The following is an 18,275-nucleotide window of genomic DNA, read 5'->3' on the forward strand; positions in this document are numbered from 1 at the left end:
CACCAGCGCGACCTTGCCGGCCAGTCCCAGCTCCATGTCAGGGCCTCCGGGCGTAGCCGTAGCGGGCGAGTTGAGGGGTGGCAAGCAAAGTCGTCGCTGTCCGCGCACCGCGGGACAGTCCGGTATGCCAGCGAAGGTCCTCGCGCAGCTTGGTACGGCCGCGTTCGAACCGGTTCGGATTGCCGGTCACGGTGTGGTTAGGCCCCAATTCGACGCTGCCGTCCTCGGCTACCGGATTCGCCTCCGCTGGTAGATCCAGCATTTTCAGCACCCCGGCGACCGAGCCACGCGGATCGGTGGTGAAGTCCTCATAACGCAGCCGTACGGCCGCATCCGGTCGCGCTTTGGCGACCCGCTCGGCGGCCATGTTGAAGCCCAGCCAATACCAGGTGCTGTTTCAGCGCGCTCCGCCGACCGGTGTAGTCCTTGGGGCTCAGCCAGGAAAAGGTCACCGCACGCGGGTCGCGGACCATGTGCGCGTACGCCGGCCTGGATCTCGTCCAGATGAGTCGCCAGCGCCGCGTCCGAGGCATATTTGGAACTGTCCACGATCACGCTGGCACCGGTCTGATCGGCGATCGCACGATAGGTGGCCAGCAGCGTTTGGGGCCAACCGTTGGCCGGCGGGCGGCGCAACACCCGGCCGGTGTGCCTGGTCCGGCAGTCGCGTTGCCAGCCAACCACGTCGGTGGCGTGTTCTATAAGCGTACGGTCCGCGGGCCGGCCAGCGTCGGCAACTTTGGACCACAGCGGGCAATCCACCAGGTCCACACCACATCCGCAGCGCCGGTTGCTGCCCGTCCCGAGGACGCCGTTCTGCCACAGGTAGCGCAGCTCCCCGGCATGGAAAACACCAGGTATCTCGGCAAGGACGTTGCCGAACACGGTGCTGCCGCTGCGACACCATCCTGTGACAAATAGGACAGTCAGCCCCATCTGACCCTTCTTAAGTACTTGGCGAATAAAATCGGTAGAATCCCCACGGTGGTAAAAAAGTGACTATACCCATGGGATGCCACTTAAGCGGCCGCCTTTTAAATCTTTGTGGTGACCAGAAAACGACACCCCTCGACGATGTCGCATGTTCGGCAAGCGATAGGGCAGAACCGCCTCGACAATGGGGCAGATTGCCGTTGTAGCGCGAAAATCCGCCGGCCAGCTCCCCTTTACCTACAAATCCGACACTATCCGGTCAACACATGGAAGACCCACACCTAGTCGGACTTTCCGGCCGACCGGCTCGGTCATCGTGTTTGTTACGTGATTTTCCAGCCACCACGGCATATTTGGCCGTACGAGCCAGCGGACGCCGAACGATCGGCAGGCATCCCAGGTTGTTCCCTTGTCCGAAATCGGCCAATCGCTAAGGAGTCTTGCAACGATGGAATACCCCTATTTCACCTTTACTCAAAGTCAAAAGAAAGAGTCCCATTCGCACAGCGCGGATGCATATTTCCAATAGGCAGGGTGAGTCGCGTACTCTCTAACGACCCGGAAACATGAATATCAGGCGGCGACGGGAAACAGGACTCAGAAACCGCGCCGGCCAGCCCGAGCGGCGAAGTCGTCGAGTGCGGTCAGCACCTCGCCGGACTGCCACATTCGATTGCGCCTGAAACCGGTGAACTCGGTGAGGACAGCCGCCTCGACAAGTGCCTCGATCGCGCGCTGCGCGTTCTGTGGTGTCACTCCAAGCTCGCCCGCCACCGTCACGGCGTCCACTACGGGCTGACGAATAAGCAGGTCAGCGAGCCGCCAAGCGCCGGCACCCCGGCGAACCCTGATCTTGCCGTTCCAAGTCTCACGGATCTCTCGCAACTCCGCGACAAGTACTCGGCCGTTGGCAGTCGCCGCGAAGGACGCCTCCGCCACCCGCTCGACGATGGCCGCCGGGGCGCCCTCACGATAGGCGGTAAGGGTGTCGAAATAGCCGGTGGTGTCGGTCAGCAGTCCAGCTGAGACCGGCACCGTCACGTTGCGAGTCAACCCGTGACCACCACGCAACATCGAGTGCATCAGTGCGCGGCCGGTACGTCCGTTGCCGTCGGCGAAAGGGTGAATCGTCTCGAACTGGGCGTGCGCGATGGCGACCTGGGCGAGCAGTGGCAGATCCGTACGACGGGTGAAGTGGACCAGATCGTCGATCAGCGCCGGAATGTGCTCATGCCAAGGCGCGACGAACCCCGCGCCATGCGGACCGAAGTCGTCACCACCGATCCAGACCTGCTCTTGTCGCCACCGGCCGGCGATGCGTGGATCGTGCCGGTCGATGAGTGCCGCGTGCATGGCGAGAATGGCATCCGCGTCCAGCCGGTCAGCCAGTTCCCACGCGGCCTTCATCGCCTCGACGTTCCCGACAATCTCCTGCGCGTTGCGCTTGTCCGTGCTTCCCAGCTCGGCCAGTGCGATGGCCTTCGCCCCAGAGGTGAGGTTCTCTCGATTCTCGATGAGGACGCGGACTCCGAGCGAAGCAGCACCGCGGCGAAAGGGCCACCTCCGCGCCAAGTTCAGCGTCAAAGCGGGCGATCTCGGCCAACGCCTCCTCGGCCAACGCCACGACCGACACCGGGAGCTGTGGCGTACGTTCGGCAATGAACGGAACCACAGCTGCCTGATAGGGCCCAACGTGGCGACGTCTTACCGCTCTGGAAACCAACCCTTGCGGGATCCTCGGCAACCAGTCATGGCTCTCCCACCGCAGCGTCGGCCAGGCCTCATCGTCGCTCAGCGTTCTCACCGACTCCGCTAGCGGATCTGAAACCATGGAACCATCTTAGTGTCAGATAATCGATAAGTGAAACTATGGCCGTTCCTTATGCTCACTTAGCTGTGACTACGTGGTGGCGTTGCGGGCGCGGTACGCGACGACCGCGGCGCGGTTGGCGCAGACGCTGTCGCAGAACCGCTTCGAGCGGTTCTTCGAGAGGTCGACGAGCACCCGCTCGCAGGTCGGGTAGTCGCAGATCCGCAGCCGGCCGAGCTCCTTCTCCCCGTACGACGTCCACCAGCCCCATCGCCGCCTCGACCGCCATCCGGCTGGCCAACGGCGCGTCCGCGGTCGTGGCGTGCAGGTGGTAATCCCAGCTGTCATGTCGTACGAGCTGCGGGAGTGCACGCGCGCTCGCCAGCAGGTCGTTGACGATCTCGACCACTCGGTCCGCGTCCACTTCCCAGATCTCCCGCAGCCGCGGCCGAAGATCGCGGACCGCCCGCAGCTCGGCGAGGTCGTGCGTACGCGATCCCGTCCAGCCCTGGTCGTGGACGAACGCGTCAAGCGCGGCCAGGTCCGGCATCAGCTCCTGGTCACCGTCGAGGGTGTTGACCAGCGCGGCGGCGGCCGCGAGCGCTACCTCGGTGTCGTGCGGGAAAACCGTCTTCACTACTTTCCTGTCAGCAGGCGGGTTCTGGCGTCCGCTCGACGACCGAAGTGGCCGGCCGCAGCTCATCGACCCGGACCAGCGCCACCCCGGCGACGATCAGCACGCCGCCGACCAACTGTATGCCGCTGGGCAGTTCCCCCAGCAGCAGCCACGCGACCAGCACCGCGAAAACCACCTCGGTGAGACCGACGAAGGACGCTAGCTTGGGTCCGAGCAGGCGGGCCGCACCGATCCCCGAAACGTACGAGATCACCGCCGCGACCAGCGAAAGCCCGATGACCGGCACGATCCAACTGGTGTGCTGGCCGGCGAACAGGACGGTGCCGAAAGTCGCGTGCATCGGCAGCAGCCCGAGCGCGCCGGTGACGACCAGGGCCACCGCGCCCACGCCCATACCCGCGCTTGCCATCGCGACCGGTGGCAGGTCCTCGCCGCCGCTGGCCGACAGCAGGAAGAAGACCGCGAGCCCGATCGCCGCGCCGAGCCCCCACAACACGCCCACCCAGTGGATGTGCGCGTGACCAATGAGGTCCAGGACACACACGAGACCGACCAGTGCGATGGCCGAGCCGACCACGGTCAGCCGCCGGGGGCGCTGACCGTGCCGCGCCCACAGCCACCCCACCACCAGGATCGTGCCGGAATATTCCAGCAGCAGGGCCACCCCGACCGGCAGATACTGGATGGCGTTGAAGAAGCAGACCTGACAGCCGGCGACCGCGATCAGCCCGTACGCGATGACCACGCCGGCGTTCTTACGCAGCGCCGGCCATCGGCCGCGGAGCACGAAAACGGCCGGTAGCGCCAAAATCGCCGCGGCCAGGCCGACCCGGGCGGCCACCGCGGCGCCGGCCGACCAGCCGGCGTCGGTCAGCGACCGCGCGAAAGCGCCGGAGGTGCTGAAGGTCGCGGCCGACAGCAGAGCCAGCCCGAGGCCGGCTCCCGCGCTGCGCTGCATCCCGACTCCTTATGTAATAGGTCATGGCGACTTATACCAATGACGCTACGGTCGGGACCGTAAGAAGTCAAGCGATATTTTAGATGTGACAGGGTCAGTAACTGGGCGACCAGCGGGTTGCTCGTACGAGCTCGGCGAGCTCCTCTTTGGGTACGCGCCGAGAGCTACTCCGTCGGCGACCGCCTGCACCGCGACCGCGCGACCGCGATCCGGTCGGCGATCGCCGGCACGTCCTCCCAGCGCGGCAGCAGCGGCTCGGCCGGATCGGCCAACGCCGGCGACGCCTCGCCGAGCGTACGAGCCGCGACCCGCATCATCTCGTCGGTGACACGGGTCGCCTTCGACGCGGTCACCGCGAGACCGATCGCCGGAAAGATGTAGACGTTGTTGCACTGCGCCACCCGATGTTCCACTCCATCCCGTACGACCGGCGCGAACGGTGATCCGGTGGCGACCAACGCGCGGCCATCGGTCCACTCGTCCAGCTCGCCGGGCCGCGCCTCGGCCTTGCTGGTGGGGTTGGACAACGGAAAAATGATCGGCCGCTCGGTCTTTCCGGCTAGTTCGCGGACGATCGGTTCGGTGAAAGCGCCGGCGGCGGTGGAAAGTCCGAGCAGCACACCGACGTCAACGTTGTGCACCACATCAGCCCAGCTGAGCCGGTCCCGCCAGCTTCCAGTCCACGGTTTTGGCGTACCGCCGTTGGTTCTCCGACAGATCGGTACGATCCGCGGTCAGCAGGCCGTCAATATCCACCACCCAGATGCGGTCCAGTGCGTTCTGCTCGGAAAGACCCTGCGCCTGCATTTGCCGGCTGATCATGTCGAGCACACCCATGCCCGCGGAGCCGGCGCCGAGCATCACCACTTGCTGCTCGGCCAGCGGTCGGCCAGCGACTTTCGTTGCGCCATAAAGCGCGCCAAGAGCCACCGCGGCGGTGCCCTGAATGTCGTCGTTGAAGGTCAGCAGCTGGTCGCGGTATTTCTCCAGGATCGGCAGGGCATGGGCAGTCGCGAAATCCTCCCACTGCAGCAGGACGTCCGGCATTTCGGCTCGTACAGCCGAAACGAAGTCGTCGACGAACGCGTGGTATTCCTCGTCGCCGATCCGCCGGTGCCGCCAACCCAGATACTGCGGGTCCTCCAGGCATTGCGCGTTGTCGGTGCCCACATCCAGCACGATCGGCAGCGTCCGGGCCGGGTCGATGCCACCTATCAGCGTGTAGAGGGAAAGTTTCCCAATCGGGATACCCATTCCGCCGATTCCCTGGTCACCGAGACCGAGAATGCGCTGCCCGTCGGTCACCACGATCACGTCGATGTCCTGCTGCGGACGGTTGCGCAGCACCTCACGCAGGTGCTCACGGTCCGGGTACGCGACGAAAAGCCCGCGCGGACGGCGGTAGATTTCGCTGAAACGCTGGCAGGCCTCACCAACGGTGGGCGTGTAGATAATCGGCATCGCCTCGGCGATGTGCTCGCTGAGCACCCGGTAGAACAGGGTTTCGTTGCGATCCTGCAAAGCCCGCAGATAGATGTGCTTGTCGAGGTCGTTCCGGCGGGTGCTGAACTCTTGCCAGCAATGCGCCACCTGCTGCTCGATCGTCTTCTCGGCGATCGGCAACAGCCCCAGCAGCCCCAACTCCAGCCGCTCCCCGCTGGGTAAACGCAGTTCCCTTGGTAGTCAACGCGTCGTAAAGGCGCGCCTGTCCAGTCGTACGATCAGCGGCCCCCATGGCGGTTCCTCTCCGTCAGCCGAGTGATCCGCCCTCGACTGTGCCACAGTCAGCCGCTGGGCTGGCGGTGCAGGATCAGCATTTCGCCGTAAAGGAAACCTTTGAATTCGCGGATCCGGGTCATCACCGCGTCGATGGCGGCACTCGCCTGCGCTGCCGCGGCTCGTACGGCCGTGCCCGAATGTTCCCGTAGACCGGTGGTCAGCCGGGTCAACCAGCGCCGCAAAGTGGCCAGCGCATCGGCCAGCGAGTTCACGTAGCTGATGCCGGCGGCACCGGCATGCGCGGCCACGAAACCCCATGCCGTCGCCATTTCCACCCCCACCGAGGCGGCCCAGGCCCGGATCCCCTGGATTTGCTCAAAAACATTGGCTGTGTCGGCCGGCCAACCCGTTCGCTCGTACGCGTCGACCTGCCCGCCGATGGCTTGCAGGCCGCTGATTTCCCAACCGGCGCGGGCGGGTTCCAGGGCCGTACCGTCGCTGATCTCCTGCAAACGCAGCTCCTGGTGCTGGATTTCATCGGCCTTTCCAGCGGTTCGCAGCTCGCTGGCGACTTTGTCGAGCATTCCCACCACAGCTGTGCCCATCACCGAGAAAGCTTCCGGCTCCGATCCGAAAGCGGCGCGCCAGGGAGCCACCTCGGCGACCATTCCGTCGATCAGCACGGTGACGAGGTTGATTCGGCGGACCGCATCCCAGCCGAAGCCGACCCGCTCCTGCAGTCGCCGCCACCAGAGATGATCGCCGGTCGTCGCCGGATCCAGGACGTCGTCACCGAGCGTCGCCCCCAACCAGCGCAGCCGTTCCCGCAGGTCGGCCCATGGCGGCGGTTCGCCCGTACGCACCGTCACCGCGGCCAGCTCGGACGCCACCAGCTCGGTCGGCGGCGGTGACCGGTAGAGCACGGTGTCCAGAATCGCCGGCCAGTCCAGCGAAACCACCAGCGCCAGCTGCTGCCGGGCCGGCGCGGCATCGGCCACCGCCTCGAAGGTGCCCCACAGCTCGTTGTCCGCGGAAAGTTCCCGAAGAGCGCGCGCGAGCTGTCCCGCCGAGATGAGGACGTTGGCCGAATCCTCGGCACCCAGCAACGCGTCGGCAGCCTTTCGCTGCAGGTCTATCAGCCCGGTGGCATCCATTGCGCTTCCCCTTGCCCGGCCACACAGGCGGCCGGTGTGATTACCGTACGTACGGCATCGACTTCCAGGGATCGGGCGAGCGGTCGCGGGACGTGGGTCCAACGGCACTAGTCGGGGTGTTTGCCCGCCAAACGGACCGCCGCAAGACGGGCCGCGTGGGGATATTCGGGCGGCCACCGAGTAAAGTGAAAAGAAGGATTTTCGAAATGCGCCCGGTGCTAATGCCCTGCCAGCTGCCGGATCGACCTGACAGCCGACCGGCCCGCGCCGAACAGGCCGATTCGACAGCGGCACGACGATCAGCAGCAAAGCGAGCACTCCACCGACCGCGGCGAAACTCAGCGAGAATTTCGCGTCAACGATGGCCGAGGCTGACAGCACGATCAGCCGGATGGTGGCGGGCAACCGGAATACGAAGTAATACCAGGTGGCGATGATGACACCTGGGACGTACAGCACCAGGTAGCAACGGGCCCAAAAGACCTCGGACGAGCCGGCCGCGGCTATCAATTCCCGGTCGGCGTCCGACCCGCGCCTGATCAGCTGCCGGGCGATCGCGCCTTTGAGGACCCAGAGGTTCTTGCTGCCGGTCATCACCAGAAACAGCGCGTAAAAGTCGGTCCGCATATATACCGCCGTCTGTGCGACGATAGCGCCGACATTGATGAAGACGACGGCTCGTACGACCTCCGTCGCAGGCGACCCGAGCTCGGCGCCCCAAATCCTCTGCACGATCACCATAGCGGCGGAGATCGCGGCATCGATCAGGATCCCGGCGGCCAGCGGGATGGCGCGCTTCTTCGGCGAAATGGCCCACAGGCCAGTCACATCGGTCTGCGCCACGATGAAGAAAAGCCTTCGGCCAAACGAGATCCGACCGTGCACGCCGAGCCTCGCGGCGGCCAGCTTATGCGCCAGCTCATGGATAATCGTCAACACCATGGACACCGTCATGATGATGAAAATGCTCGCCAACGGGATCGTCGACGGCACCCCGTCACGATAGCTCGGACGCAGCGTCGGATCGAGTGCGAGCAGGACCAACCCGACCACCACCAGGACGCCCTGAACGGCCAGCCCCACTGGGCCGAAAAAAATCCGGCCTACTGTGCGGCCGACGGGCGCAACGGCGACAGTCGGCGGGTTTTCGTCATCGGTGAGGACACCAGCCGCCTCCAGATCGGCCAGGAAATCGGCGACGTCCACGTCTTCGCCGACAATCTTGGTCGCTTTCGCAGCGCAGTCAGCGACGGACGCGCCCGCTTGCAGCCACTGGACGATCTGGCCGCCGATCTCCGGGACGGCCACGAACTCACTCGTGCCGTGCCGCCCGAGGATGAAGCCATCGCCGTCCGGGACGACATTTATAGCCTGGTATCGGTTTGACCTGACCGAGGTGGTCATGGTCGGTTGTCTGCGCAGAGCTGGCAATCCGGGTGGCGCTCCCAGCGATGCCGATCCGACCTCATGTCGTCCGCCAGCTCCAGAACGTGATAGCAGGCCAGCGCGACCGGCGGTTCGATCCTCCTGATGAACCGCATGGCCTCCATCGCCATCAGGCCGGAAAGGACCTGAACCACCGGCCCGGTCGCCCGGTTCACGGTATCCCGGTCGAACAGCGGATCCGTCCTGATATCCCACTCCGCGTCCCGAAGCTCGTCGTTTCGGTGCAGCTCAAGGCACAATCGACAGGCCGACCGGCCCGGCTCGACGGACCAGTAGCAAAGCGTCGAATAGGCCAGCCCGCCGGCCACGTACGGTATCCCCAGCTCAACACACGCTTGGTTGACCAGCAGCTGCACATCGTCCGGGCTGTCGATCGCACAAATCACCAGATCGTGGCCGCTGGCCAGTTCCCGGATCCCAGCCGCGTCCTCGACCCGCTGGTGCACGGCATCCACCGCCGTCCCCGCGGAATAGGCCGCCGCCCAGTTCTGGGCCGCCTCGACCTTACGTTGACCAATCGTGGCGAGGCCGTACGCAAACTGCCGAGCCAGATTTTTGGTCTCCACCACGTCGAAATCGACCAGCGTGACCCGGCCGACCCCGAGGCCGACGAGTGACTGCAGGATTCCGGAGCCGAGTCCACCAGCCCCGAGCAACAGCACGCGAGCCGACTCCACGGCACGGTGTTGGTCCGCACTGCTGACGTGAAGATCAGCGAAGATGTCATAAAACCGGAGATTGCTTTGATGCCGGTCGCGGACCGCCGGCTCCAGGCTCTCGTCCGCACCAGCGCGCTGGACGATCCCCCAAGAATCGAATTCGGCCACCGCGGCGGCGCGATATCCTCTTTGCTCACCGGAAAACCTTGCGCACTCATGGCGAGGACAAGCTCTTCTTCGGTACGAGTACCTTCTCTCAGCAACAGCAACAGGGCCGCGACGCTGCCCTCGGCGTCCTCCAGGTGCATCCGTTCCAGGGCACGCCGGTGCACGATGACGCTTCCGTCAATCGCCTGGACGAGAATCGATTTCAGTCGCGGAATCATCAAAATTCGCCATCTCCGATAGATGACCGCCCCCGGTGGCCAGGGCGCACCAAGGGCGGTCCGCAACGATTGTTACGCGGCCTCGCCCTCGGTCTGGTGGTTGCGGGTAGCCTCGATGCGCTCGACCTTGGTGACGGTGATCTTCATGATTTCACCTCTTTTCCTTTTAGAAGTGGAATAAGCCGGATCACCGGCTCGTCGGCGACGCTACCCGCGCGGCCCGCAAGGCAGACCAGTCGTACCGCAGGTGGCCGCGATCCTCCCGATTTGCCCGCCCGATCGCGCAGACCACGGGGGCACGACGGCCAAACAGAAGGGCTTTTTTTATTGTTGCGGCCAAGATGACCGTAAGAGGGCAGCCCAGTTCGCCTGCCCGAATGCTGAATTTCTGAGTAGTAAGCCGGATTTCAGCCGAGTAGCGCAGGTGCCGATGACACCCACCTCCCGACCCGGGCACGTCGACAACCTTGTGAAAGCTTTCATTTGCCTTCGTCTCGTGCCAGAAACTGGCCGATGCCGGCCACCCGCTTCGACCTTGTGCTGGTCCAACTCGGTGATTAGCATCGCCGGTTAATACGTTTCAAAACCGAAAGGGATCGCGTCCCGGCGACGCTGCCGGGGCGGGTTCGGTCGAGGGAGTCCCGCGATGTCATCAGGATCATCGGGAACAACGTCCGCGGCGATCGTGCCAGACGACACGACAATCAGTCGCCAGCAGTGGAAATGGTCGATCCTGGCGGCGATGGCGTCCTATCTGGACGCTGGGTCGATCGTCGCGCTGGGCACCGGCCTCGCGCTCTTCAAGAGCGAGCTCGGCCTGTCCACCTTCGGCGTCGGCGCGCTGGCCGCGATTGGCCCAAACGCGCTGGGCTGCGCGGTCGGCGCCTTCATCGGCGGCCGGCTGGGTGACCGGCTGGGGCGAAAACGGATCTACAAGTGGGATCTGATCATCTACGCGTTCGGCATCCTGCTGATCGGGCTGTCCTTCAACCCGGTTTTCCTTTTCGCGGGCACGTTCATCGTCGGCGTCGCGGTCGGCGCCGACGTGCCCACGTCGCTGGCGCTGGTCGGGGAGCTGGCCCCGGCCAAGGCACGCGGCCGGCTGGTCGGGTTGACCCAGGTGGCGTGGAACCTTGGACCCGTCGTCGTGCTGGTGATGGCGCTTGTGTTGACACCACTGGGATTGCTCGGCACCCGGATCGTTTTCCTGCAACTTTTCGTCGCCGCCCTGGTGACCTGGGCGCTGCGCCGCGGGATCGCCGAGTCGGCCCGGTGGCAGGCCGCGAAAGACCAGCTGTCGCAGTTCCGGGCGATCTTTCGCGGACCCAACCTGCGCGCTCTGGTGTGGACCGCGACGATCTACACATTCTGGGGACTGGCCGCCGGCACCGCCGGCATTTTCACGCCGTACGTCATCCAGACCCTGCACGCCGGCAGCCAGGCAGCCGGAGTGGCACTGTCGTGCGCCGGCTTCGTCATCGGCATCCTGGGCACCATCTTCATTTTCATGCTGATCAACGACCGCAGCTACCAGACCCGCCGGCTGATGTGGGGCATCGGCGCGATCCTGCAGGTCATCGCGTACGCGATCTATCTGGTGTTGCCGTTCACCATTCCGGTGGTCATCGCGAACATCGTTCTCTTCGGGCTCGGCGCCGCCATCGCCGGCGAGTCGACCTACAAGGTCTTCAGCCAGGAACTCTTCCCGACCACCTTGCGCAGCACCGCACAGGGATTCACCTTCGGCCTGGCCCGTACCGCGCTGGGCATCTGGAGTTTCTTCGTCCCGGCGCTGGCCGCGGTGCGCATCGGCCCGGTGGCGTTGCTGTTGACCGCGTTCCTGGCCGTCAGTGGCATTGTCGGCTTCTTCTTCATGCATGCCTCACACGGTCGGCAAGCCACTGGAGGAAATCGAGCGCGAGCGGGCCGCTGCCTGATGCGCGAGCTGCTGGCGCGTTTCACCGACCCAGCACCGAAATACGGACCGCTGCCAATCTGGTGGTGGAGTGGCGCCCGGCTCACCCGGGAGCGTTTGCGCTGGCAGATGGCAAAACTGGTGGAAGGCGGAGTGCGGCAGGCGGTGGTGTTGTGCCTGCGCGTCGACGACCTCGCCGGACGGACCGTCGTCGATCTGGGCGACCTCCGCGGAACAGCCGACGTGCGGATTAGTGGCCAGCTCGCCGGCCGACTGATCTGGGGACCATGGCGCACCGAGATCACCGATTTCCTGCGTCTGGGCCAGAACGACCTGGAGGTCGTCGTCCGCGGCACGCTGGCCGGGTATCTGGACGACGCCTCCCCCACCCTGGGCGTCTACGCCGGCCAGGTCCGTACCGGCCTCTTCGGTCCAGTCACCCTGCGCCAGTTGCGATCGGAAATAGCTGAGTGAGCGGCGGTCGGTCCATAGTATTTTCTATGGGACAATAGCGTCGTGCCTGTCGTTTCGTTGGATCTGTTGCGGACGTTTCACGCTGTCTATCGCGCTCGTACGCTCACCAGGGCGGCGCTGGAGCTCGGGCTGTCCCAGCCGACCGTGACCAGCCAGCTTCGCAGCCTGGAACAGGCCGTCGACCAGCCATTATTCACTCGGCAAGCGCGCGGGGTGGTGCCCACCGCGGCCGCTGACGACGACCTGGCGCGGCGGCTGGATGGGCCGCTGGACGCGCTGGTGGGAATCGCCGCGGAGCTTGGCCGGTCACCGGCGCTGGCCGGCCGTACGCTGCACCTTGGCGGGCCCGCGGAGCTGGTGGCCGTGAGAGCCCTGCCAGCACTGGCCGGGACGATCGCCGCCGGCGTGGCCGGCCGTGCGTACCAGCCTCGGGCTCGCCGACGACTTGTTGGCCGATCTCGCCGATGGGCGGCTCGATCTGGTGATCAGTACGGTACGACCGCGCCGCCGCGGCCTGCATTACGAGCCGTTGTGTGACGAGGAATTCGTGTTGGTCGCCGCCCCCACTGTCCTTTGTGGACTGGATTTGGCGGGCAATCGTACGAAAGCCCTTCAGGGGCTGCCTTTGCTGGCGTACGCAGAAGATTTGCCGATTATCCGACGTTGGTGGCGACACGTGGGGGGGGGTGCCACCCACCGCCGCCGCGCGGTGCTGGTCGCGCCCGACCTGCGGGCACTGCGAGCGGCCGCCGCGGCCGGAATAGGAGTCACCGTGCTGCCGCGCTATCTGTGCGCGGAGGATCTCACGGCGGGTCGCCTGGTCGAAATACTGCCCACGGAGGATCCACCGATCAACACGTTCTATCTCGCCAGCCGTACGCCAGCGAGGCAGGATCCGCACCTCGCGCACGCTGGGACGCGTTGCTCGACGCGGCGAAATCCTGGTAGCCGGAATCTGGCGCGAAGATCAGGCGCCGACCGTCCCGTCGACGCCTTCCCGGAGGAAGTCGGCGTGACCGTTGTGGCGGGCATATTCGTTGATCATGTGCACCATGACCAAACGCAGGGACACGTCCTCTTTCCATTTCGCGTTGTGGCCCAGCACATCCAGGGACTCCGCCGCCTGCTCGATCCGGCGGGAATGCTCAACTTCGTTCTGCCAGGCCGCAAAGGCCTCGGAGCGGGTCGCCTTGGTCGCGTCGTACGCCACCTGGTAGTCATTCTCGGGCGACCACACCAGCGTGAGGTCTTCTGAATTCATGACTATCCGGAACCACGTACGCTCCACCTCGACCAGGTGCCGAACCAGCGCCAGTAACGAAAGTGTGGACGGTGGCATGGACTGCTTGCGCAGGTCCTCGTCGGACAGGTCGTCACATTTCATCGCGAGGGTGGCCCGGTGAAAATCGAGAAATCCGCGCAACATCTCGCGTTCGCCGCCGATCAGCGGCGGCTCAGGGCGTTCGGTGGTCATTGCGCAGACTTTATGCCTTGGGCTCCAACAAGACGAGCGGAATTTCACGTTTGGTCTTGGTCTGGTAATCAGCGTAGTTCTTGTGGTCCGCGACAACCAGCGGCCACAGCCGGCCGCGCTCCTGCGCGTCGGCGATCCGGGCGTGCATCGGCTCGGCCGGTTTTCCCTTGTACGCCACCTTAACCTCCGGGTTGTCCCGCAGGTTGAGAAACCACGCCGGGTGCGTGTCGTCACCACCACGCGACGCCACGATGACGATGGTGTCCCCCTCCTGCAGCGGCGACGTGAGCATCACCGACCGCTGCTGGCCGCTCTTACGACCGGTGGTGGTGAGCTCCAGGACCGGCATGTTCGCGACCCGCCACCCGGACCGGCCGCCGCTCAGCTTGAGGAAACCGCGGTGCACCGCGTTCATCGTCTTCAGAGTGAAATCGCTCGGCATGCGCGGAATGTAACCGCAGGAACCGCCTGTGTCGAGACGCGCGTCTACAGAATCACAGACGACTAGGGCGCCAGAACGTGGGCCAGATCGAACTTCACCGGCTCGTCCAGCTGCTCGTACGTGCAGGAACGCGGCTCGCGGTCATCCCGCCAGCGGACGAACTGCGCGGTGTGCCGGAACCGAACGCCCTCCATCTGGTCGTACCGGACCTCGACGACCCGCTCCGGTCGCAGCGGGATGAACGTCAGGTCCTTGCCGGCGGCCCACCGGCTGCCCTCGGAGTTGAGTTGCGGGGCGTCCGGTTGCCCTCCTCCTGCTTCGCCCAGGCCCACGGGTGGTCATCGAAGGTGGTCACCAGCGGCTGCATCTCCTGGAACAGCTCCTGCCGACGGACCATCGGGAACGCGCCGATCACGCCGACGCTGGCCAGCACGCCGTCGCCGTTGAACAGCCCGAGCAGCAGCGAACCGATCCGGTCCGGGCCGCTTTTGTGCAGCAGCCGGTAGCCGGCGACCACGCAGTCGGCCGTACGTTCGTGCTTGATCTTGAACATCGTCCGCTTGTCCGGCTGGTAGTCGCCGTCCAACGGCTTGGCGATCAGCCCGTCCAGACCGGCGCCCTCGAACTCGTTGAACCACTCGCCGGCGACCTTGTCGTCGGCGGTGGTCGGGGTCAGGTGGACCGGCGGCGCGACGGACCGGAGCAGTTGCTCGAGAGCGGCGCGCCGCTGCGCGAACGGCCGTCCCATGTAGTCGATGTCGTCGTGGGCCAGCAGGTCAAAAGCGATGAAGCGCGCGGGCGTACGCTCCGAAAGCATCGTCACCCGGCTCACCGCCGGATGGATTCGCTGTTGCAGCGCCTCGAAATCGAGCCGGTCCCCCCCGCTCTCCCCACCACCACGATCTCGATCTCGCCGTCGATCACGCATTTTTCCGGCAACTGCTGACGGAAGGCCTCAACCAGCTCGGGAAAATACCGGGTCATCGGCTTCTCGTTGCGGCTGCTGCCGAGCTCGACCTCGTCGCCGTCCCGGAAGATGATCGACCGGAACCCGTCCCATTTTGGTTCATAGCTAAATGCCCCAGTGGGGATGCCTTTGATTGGTTTCGCCAGCATCGGCTTGACCGGCGGCATGACAGGAAGCTGCATGGCGCCATTGTCACCAAACCCCAGCCGCTACGCGAGTTCCCCCCAGCTGAGTGTCGGAAGGCGACCGTAATGATTCGGTAAGTGGCTCCGGAGAAGGTGGGGACATCGAACAAGCCACCGCTTCCAAGGAGCCAGCAATGACCACCACCGAACTCCCCACCACCGCCACCCCGGCCGCCAGCACCAAGACCCGTCGCCGGCTGTTCCGGGTGGCCGCGATCGGCGGCACCGCGCTGGCGACCGGCACGACCTTCGCGGTGACGCACGCTTTCGGCGTCGAGTTCGCCATCACCGACCCGGGGCCGAGTCAGCTGCCGCATTTCTTCAGCATGCCGGAGATCATGATCCTCACCGTGGTCATTGGCCTCGCTGGCTGGGGAACGCTGGCTCTGCTGGAGCGAATTTCCCGGCACGGCAGGGCGATCTGGGCAGTGCTGGGCGCCGTTGTCCTGCTGCTCTCGTACGTCCCCATCGGCATGGAGACCGCCACCGGAGGCACCCGGATCATGCTCGGGGTCATCCACACCCTGGTCGCGGTTGGACTGTTCACCATGCTGCGTCGGCGGTAAACCGGTGTCTTAAATTGAGACAGTTTCACCGGACGGAGATCGACTAGGGTCGAGGAAAGATTGCTCGCCTCGACCCCGCAGGGACGACAGATGATCTTCATTACCGCGAAGTTCCGGATCCGCCCCGAAGACGCCGACCAGTGGCCGGAGATCTCCGCCGAGTTCACCGCGGCGACCCGGGCCGAGCCCGGCTGCCTGTGGTTCGACTGGTCCCGGAGCCTCGCGGATCCGACCGAGTACGTGCTGGTGGAGGCCTTTCGGGACGGCGACGCGGGCGGCGCGCGTGAGTGAGTTCGGACCACTTCAAGAAGGCGCGGAAAACGCTGCCGCCGCACCTGGCCGAGACACCCCGGATCGTGAACGCGGCCCTCGAGCAGGACGACTGGTCCCTGCTCGGCGAGATGGCCGTCGACTAGGCAGTGTCTGGCTAGACCATGGATTCGCCGCGTACGTAGACGGCTCGGAGCTGGTGCAGCGCGGCCGGGTCGACCAGCGGGTTCCCGTCGACGGCCAGGATGTCCGCGTCGTAGCCAGCGGCCAACCGGCCCTTACGGTCGCCGAGGCCGCAGACCGTGGCCGCGCGGGCGGTGCTGGCGGACAATGCCTCGAACGGGCTCATGCCGATCTGTACGAGGTGGCCAACCCCCCCAACGCAGCACGTCCGGCGGCTTGACCGGGCCGATGCCGGCGTCCGTACCAGCGACAACGGTCGCACCTGACGCGTAGAGCCGGCCGGCGTTGGCCATCAGCCCCGGCAGCCGCTTGGCGATCGGCGGAGGGGCACGGCACCGGGAATCGGTACGAAACCGAGCGTCAGGCCGATCGCGATGCCCCGCTCGGCGATAATCCGCAGCAGGTCGTCAGGCGCCGGGTCGACGCCGTCGGCGGTGAAGAACGAGACGTGTTCCATGCCGTCCACACCCGCCTCCACCGCGTCGATGATGGCCTGCGTGCCATGTGCGTGGGCGGTGACCGGGAGGCCGAGCCGATGCGCCTCCTCGACCGCCGCGCGCAGCTCCGCCGGACCGAACTGGGGCAGCTCGGGAAGCGACCCCGGCGTGAGATTTCCGCCGCTGGCCATGATTTTGATGACGTCGACGCCCGATTCGGCATGCGCTCGTACGGCTGCTCGTACGCCCTCGACACCGCTGGCCTGACCGCCCAGGCTGTGGCAGTGGCCGCCAGGGGTGGTGATCGGCGGTCCGGCGGCGACGATGGTGGGCAGCGTCCGGTCGTACGCGCCGGCGTCCCGCAACCCGAGGCTCAGGTAGCCGCGGTCGCCCAGGTCCCGAACCGTGGTGACACCGCCCCGAACGGCGTTCCGGGCGGCCGTCGCCATCGCCACGAAAGCCGCCGCGTCATCGCGGCCAGCGAGCCGGCCGACCGGGTCGTCTGAGGAGTCGAACGCGAGGTGGACATGCGTGTCGACGAGCCCCGGCAGCAACGTCGTGTCGCCCAGGTCTCGTACGGTGGCGCCGTCGGGCGTCGCGATTTCGGTGCCAACGGCGACGATCCGGCCGCTCTCGATCAGAACCGTCGGGTTCGCCGTCAGCTTTTCGGTGGTGCCGTCGAACAACCGGGCGGCCCGCAGAACGGTGAGCCGGGGGCGTTCGGTCGCGGTGGTGGTCATGTCGACCAGCGTGCGGCCGTACGCACCTTCCGGGCGTCAGTAGTCCTACTGAAGCCCGGTACGCATCTCTAGTGTCCTGGTCACCCATGACAGAGCCGCACGAACCGCACGCCGGGAGTCGTCGTCGTGGTCGAGCATGTCGAAACCGTGCCGACCGTCTGGCACGTCGATGACCTCAAGGGACCGCCCCTGGGTGTGGGCTTCGGCCACGAACGCGGTCACGGTTTCGGCGATCGGTGGCGCTTCTCGTCCCACTCGGGTGAGCAACAGCGGCAGGTCACCCACCCCGGACAGGGCCTGTGTCGGCTGGTAGTGGGGCGGTGCGGGGGGGCGAGCGGCAGCACCGGTGCGAGGACGGGGTAGGTCAGCGCGACACACCGCAGCCACGACGGCGGAGCAGCCAGCCAGTCGGTGGCGAGCAGGCCGCCGCCGGAGAAGAACCACAGCGCCACCCGGTCGGGGTCCACCCCGTCCAACTTCTGGGCGTACTCGACTGCGGCCCTAACGTCCTCCACCGCGCCGTCGTAGTCAACGCTCCCGTACAGCCGGTGCTCGACCGTGACACCGACCAGGCCCCGCTCGGCCGCGGCGGCTCCATAGCCGACATACATCGGCCAGTCTCGCGGCCCCGGCCGTACCTCGGCGGGAGCGGGCCATCGGACTGCCGACGCCGTCATCGGTCCGCGCGGGTCGGTAAATATCGAAATGAGCCTGCCTTTCTGGGCTAATTTGTGGAACGTCCAGAACAAACGGCTGCATATAGGCGGGGGTCTCAGTCACTACCGCAGTTAATCAGGTGCCCCGACACCACGCCCGACACGCCGTAGCGGCGCGAAACTGTCGTACCCCTCCGGCAGATTTGCCCCCACCCAGTGAACGGGCGGGGGGCGGGTTTGCGGACCGATGTTCAACTAAAAATT

14 protein-coding genes and 6 pseudogenes are annotated in these 18,275 nt (G+C 65.7%); 5 read left to right on the forward strand and 15 right to left on the reverse strand.

Features of this window, described 5'->3' with window-relative positions; all coding sequences use genetic code 11:
• Positions 1 to 37: 37 nt before the first annotated feature.
• The 8 genes and pseudogenes from GNX96_RS54025 to GNX96_RS21760 form a co-directional block, all read right to left on the reverse strand.
• Complete coding sequence (locus GNX96_RS54025) at positions 38 to 367, reverse strand: hypothetical protein (RefSeq protein ID WP_279581095.1); 330 nt, start codon at positions 365 to 367, stop codon at positions 38 to 40.
• Entirely contained in the window at positions 265 to 936 is a 672-nt protein-coding gene (locus GNX96_RS21730) for a hypothetical protein (RefSeq protein WP_279581096.1), read from the reverse strand. The genes GNX96_RS54025 and GNX96_RS21730 overlap by 103 nt, the downstream gene beginning before the upstream one ends.
• A 594-nt stretch (positions 937 to 1,530) precedes the next feature.
• A pseudogene (locus tag GNX96_RS21735) lies at positions 1,531 to 2,764 on the reverse strand (Fic family protein).
• A 69-nt stretch (positions 2,765 to 2,833) separates the two neighbouring features.
• Positions 2,834 to 3,380 (reverse strand): annotated as a pseudogene (locus GNX96_RS21740) (CGNR zinc finger domain-containing protein).
• A 10-nt stretch (positions 3,381 to 3,390) separates the two neighbouring features.
• Positions 3,391 to 4,338 carry an EamA family transporter gene (locus tag GNX96_RS21745; protein ID WP_163569478.1) on the reverse strand — a complete coding sequence of 316 codons (948 nt, stop codon included), beginning with the start codon at positions 4,336 to 4,338 and terminating at the stop codon, positions 3,391 to 3,393.
• A 94-nt stretch (positions 4,339 to 4,432) separates the two neighbouring features.
• Positions 4,433 to 6,073 (reverse strand): annotated as a pseudogene (locus GNX96_RS21750) (NAD-dependent malic enzyme).
• A gap of 49 nt (positions 6,074 to 6,122) precedes the next feature.
• Positions 6,123 to 8,519, reverse strand: a complete 2,397-nt coding sequence (locus GNX96_RS21755) for a hypothetical protein (protein WP_279581098.1) — start codon at positions 8,517 to 8,519, stop codon at positions 6,123 to 6,125.
• A 92-nt stretch (positions 8,520 to 8,611) separates the two neighbouring features.
• A complete protein-coding gene (locus tag GNX96_RS21760) occupies positions 8,612 to 9,484 on the reverse strand; it encodes a HesA/MoeB/ThiF family protein (protein ID WP_163569480.1) in 873 nt (290 codons plus the stop codon).
• 864 nt (positions 9,485 to 10,348) lie between these two features.
• Here GNX96_RS21760 and GNX96_RS21765 point away from each other — a divergent pair.
• The 3 genes and pseudogenes from GNX96_RS21765 to GNX96_RS64415 all read left to right on the forward strand — a co-directional run.
• Positions 10,349 to 12,091 (forward strand): MFS transporter, encoded by a 1,743-nt coding sequence (locus GNX96_RS21765; RefSeq protein WP_163569481.1) that lies wholly within the window; start codon positions 10,349 to 10,351, stop codon positions 12,089 to 12,091.
• A gap of 42 nt (positions 12,092 to 12,133) precedes the next feature.
• Positions 12,134 to 12,628 (forward strand): LysR family transcriptional regulator, encoded by a 495-nt coding sequence (locus GNX96_RS54030; protein ID WP_279581099.1) that lies wholly within the window; start codon positions 12,134 to 12,136, stop codon positions 12,626 to 12,628.
• Positions 12,540 to 12,938 (forward strand): annotated as a pseudogene (locus tag GNX96_RS64415) (substrate-binding domain-containing protein); the annotation flags it as partial. The gene GNX96_RS54030 and the pseudogene GNX96_RS64415, both read left to right, overlap by 89 nt.
• Positions 12,939 to 13,058: 120 nt before the next feature.
• On the opposite strand, the gene GNX96_RS21775 reads toward GNX96_RS64415, so the two are convergent.
• The 3 genes and pseudogenes from GNX96_RS21775 to GNX96_RS21785 all read right to left on the reverse strand — a co-directional run bounded on the left by GNX96_RS21775 (position 13,059) and on the right by GNX96_RS21785 (position 15,156).
• Positions 13,059 to 13,565, reverse strand: coding sequence for a DinB family protein (locus GNX96_RS21775; protein ID WP_163569482.1), 507 nt, complete (start codon positions 13,563 to 13,565; stop codon positions 13,059 to 13,061).
• Between the two features lie 10 nt (positions 13,566 to 13,575).
• Entirely contained in the window at positions 13,576 to 14,007 is a 432-nt protein-coding gene (locus tag GNX96_RS21780) for a nitroreductase/quinone reductase family protein (RefSeq protein ID WP_163569483.1), read from the reverse strand.
• Positions 14,008 to 14,069: 62 nt separating this feature from the next.
• Positions 14,070 to 15,156 (reverse strand): annotated as a pseudogene (locus GNX96_RS21785) (ATP-dependent DNA ligase).
• A gap of 137 nt (positions 15,157 to 15,293) precedes the next feature.
• Here GNX96_RS21785 and GNX96_RS21790 point away from each other — a divergent pair.
• Both GNX96_RS21790 and GNX96_RS21795 read left to right on the forward strand, forming a co-directional pair.
• Positions 15,294 to 15,725, forward strand: coding sequence for a DUF6069 family protein (locus GNX96_RS21790; protein WP_163569484.1), 432 nt, complete (start codon positions 15,294 to 15,296; stop codon positions 15,723 to 15,725).
• A gap of 90 nt (positions 15,726 to 15,815) precedes the next feature.
• Positions 15,816 to 16,141: pseudogene (locus GNX96_RS21795) on the forward strand (putative quinol monooxygenase).
• 11 nt (positions 16,142 to 16,152) lie between these two features.
• Here GNX96_RS21795 and GNX96_RS54035 read toward each other — a convergent pair.
• The 4 genes from GNX96_RS54035 to GNX96_RS54045 are packed head-to-tail and all read right to left on the reverse strand — an operon-like array spanning position 16,153 to position 18,032.
• A complete protein-coding gene (locus tag GNX96_RS54035) occupies positions 16,153 to 16,431 on the reverse strand; it encodes an amidohydrolase family protein (RefSeq protein WP_279581100.1) in 279 nt (92 codons plus the stop codon).
• A gap of 39 nt (positions 16,432 to 16,470) precedes the next feature.
• A complete protein-coding gene (locus GNX96_RS21800) occupies positions 16,471 to 17,355 on the reverse strand; it encodes an amidohydrolase family protein (RefSeq protein WP_279581101.1) in 885 nt (294 codons plus the stop codon).
• A 45-nt stretch (positions 17,356 to 17,400) separates the two neighbouring features.
• On the reverse strand, positions 17,401 to 17,577 hold the full coding sequence (locus GNX96_RS54040; RefSeq protein WP_279581102.1) for a hypothetical protein: 177 nt from the start codon (positions 17,575 to 17,577) through the stop codon (positions 17,401 to 17,403).
• Positions 17,574 to 18,032, reverse strand: a complete 459-nt coding sequence (locus GNX96_RS54045; protein WP_279581103.1) for a hypothetical protein — start codon at positions 18,030 to 18,032, stop codon at positions 17,574 to 17,576. The genes GNX96_RS54040 and GNX96_RS54045 overlap by 4 nt, the downstream gene beginning before the upstream one ends.
• Positions 18,033 to 18,275: the final 243 nt, after the last annotated feature.

Source organism: Fodinicola feengrottensis (genome assembly GCF_010993775.1).
Taxonomy (GTDB): domain Bacteria; phylum Actinomycetota; class Actinomycetes; order Mycobacteriales; family HKI-0501; genus Fodinicola; species Fodinicola feengrottensis.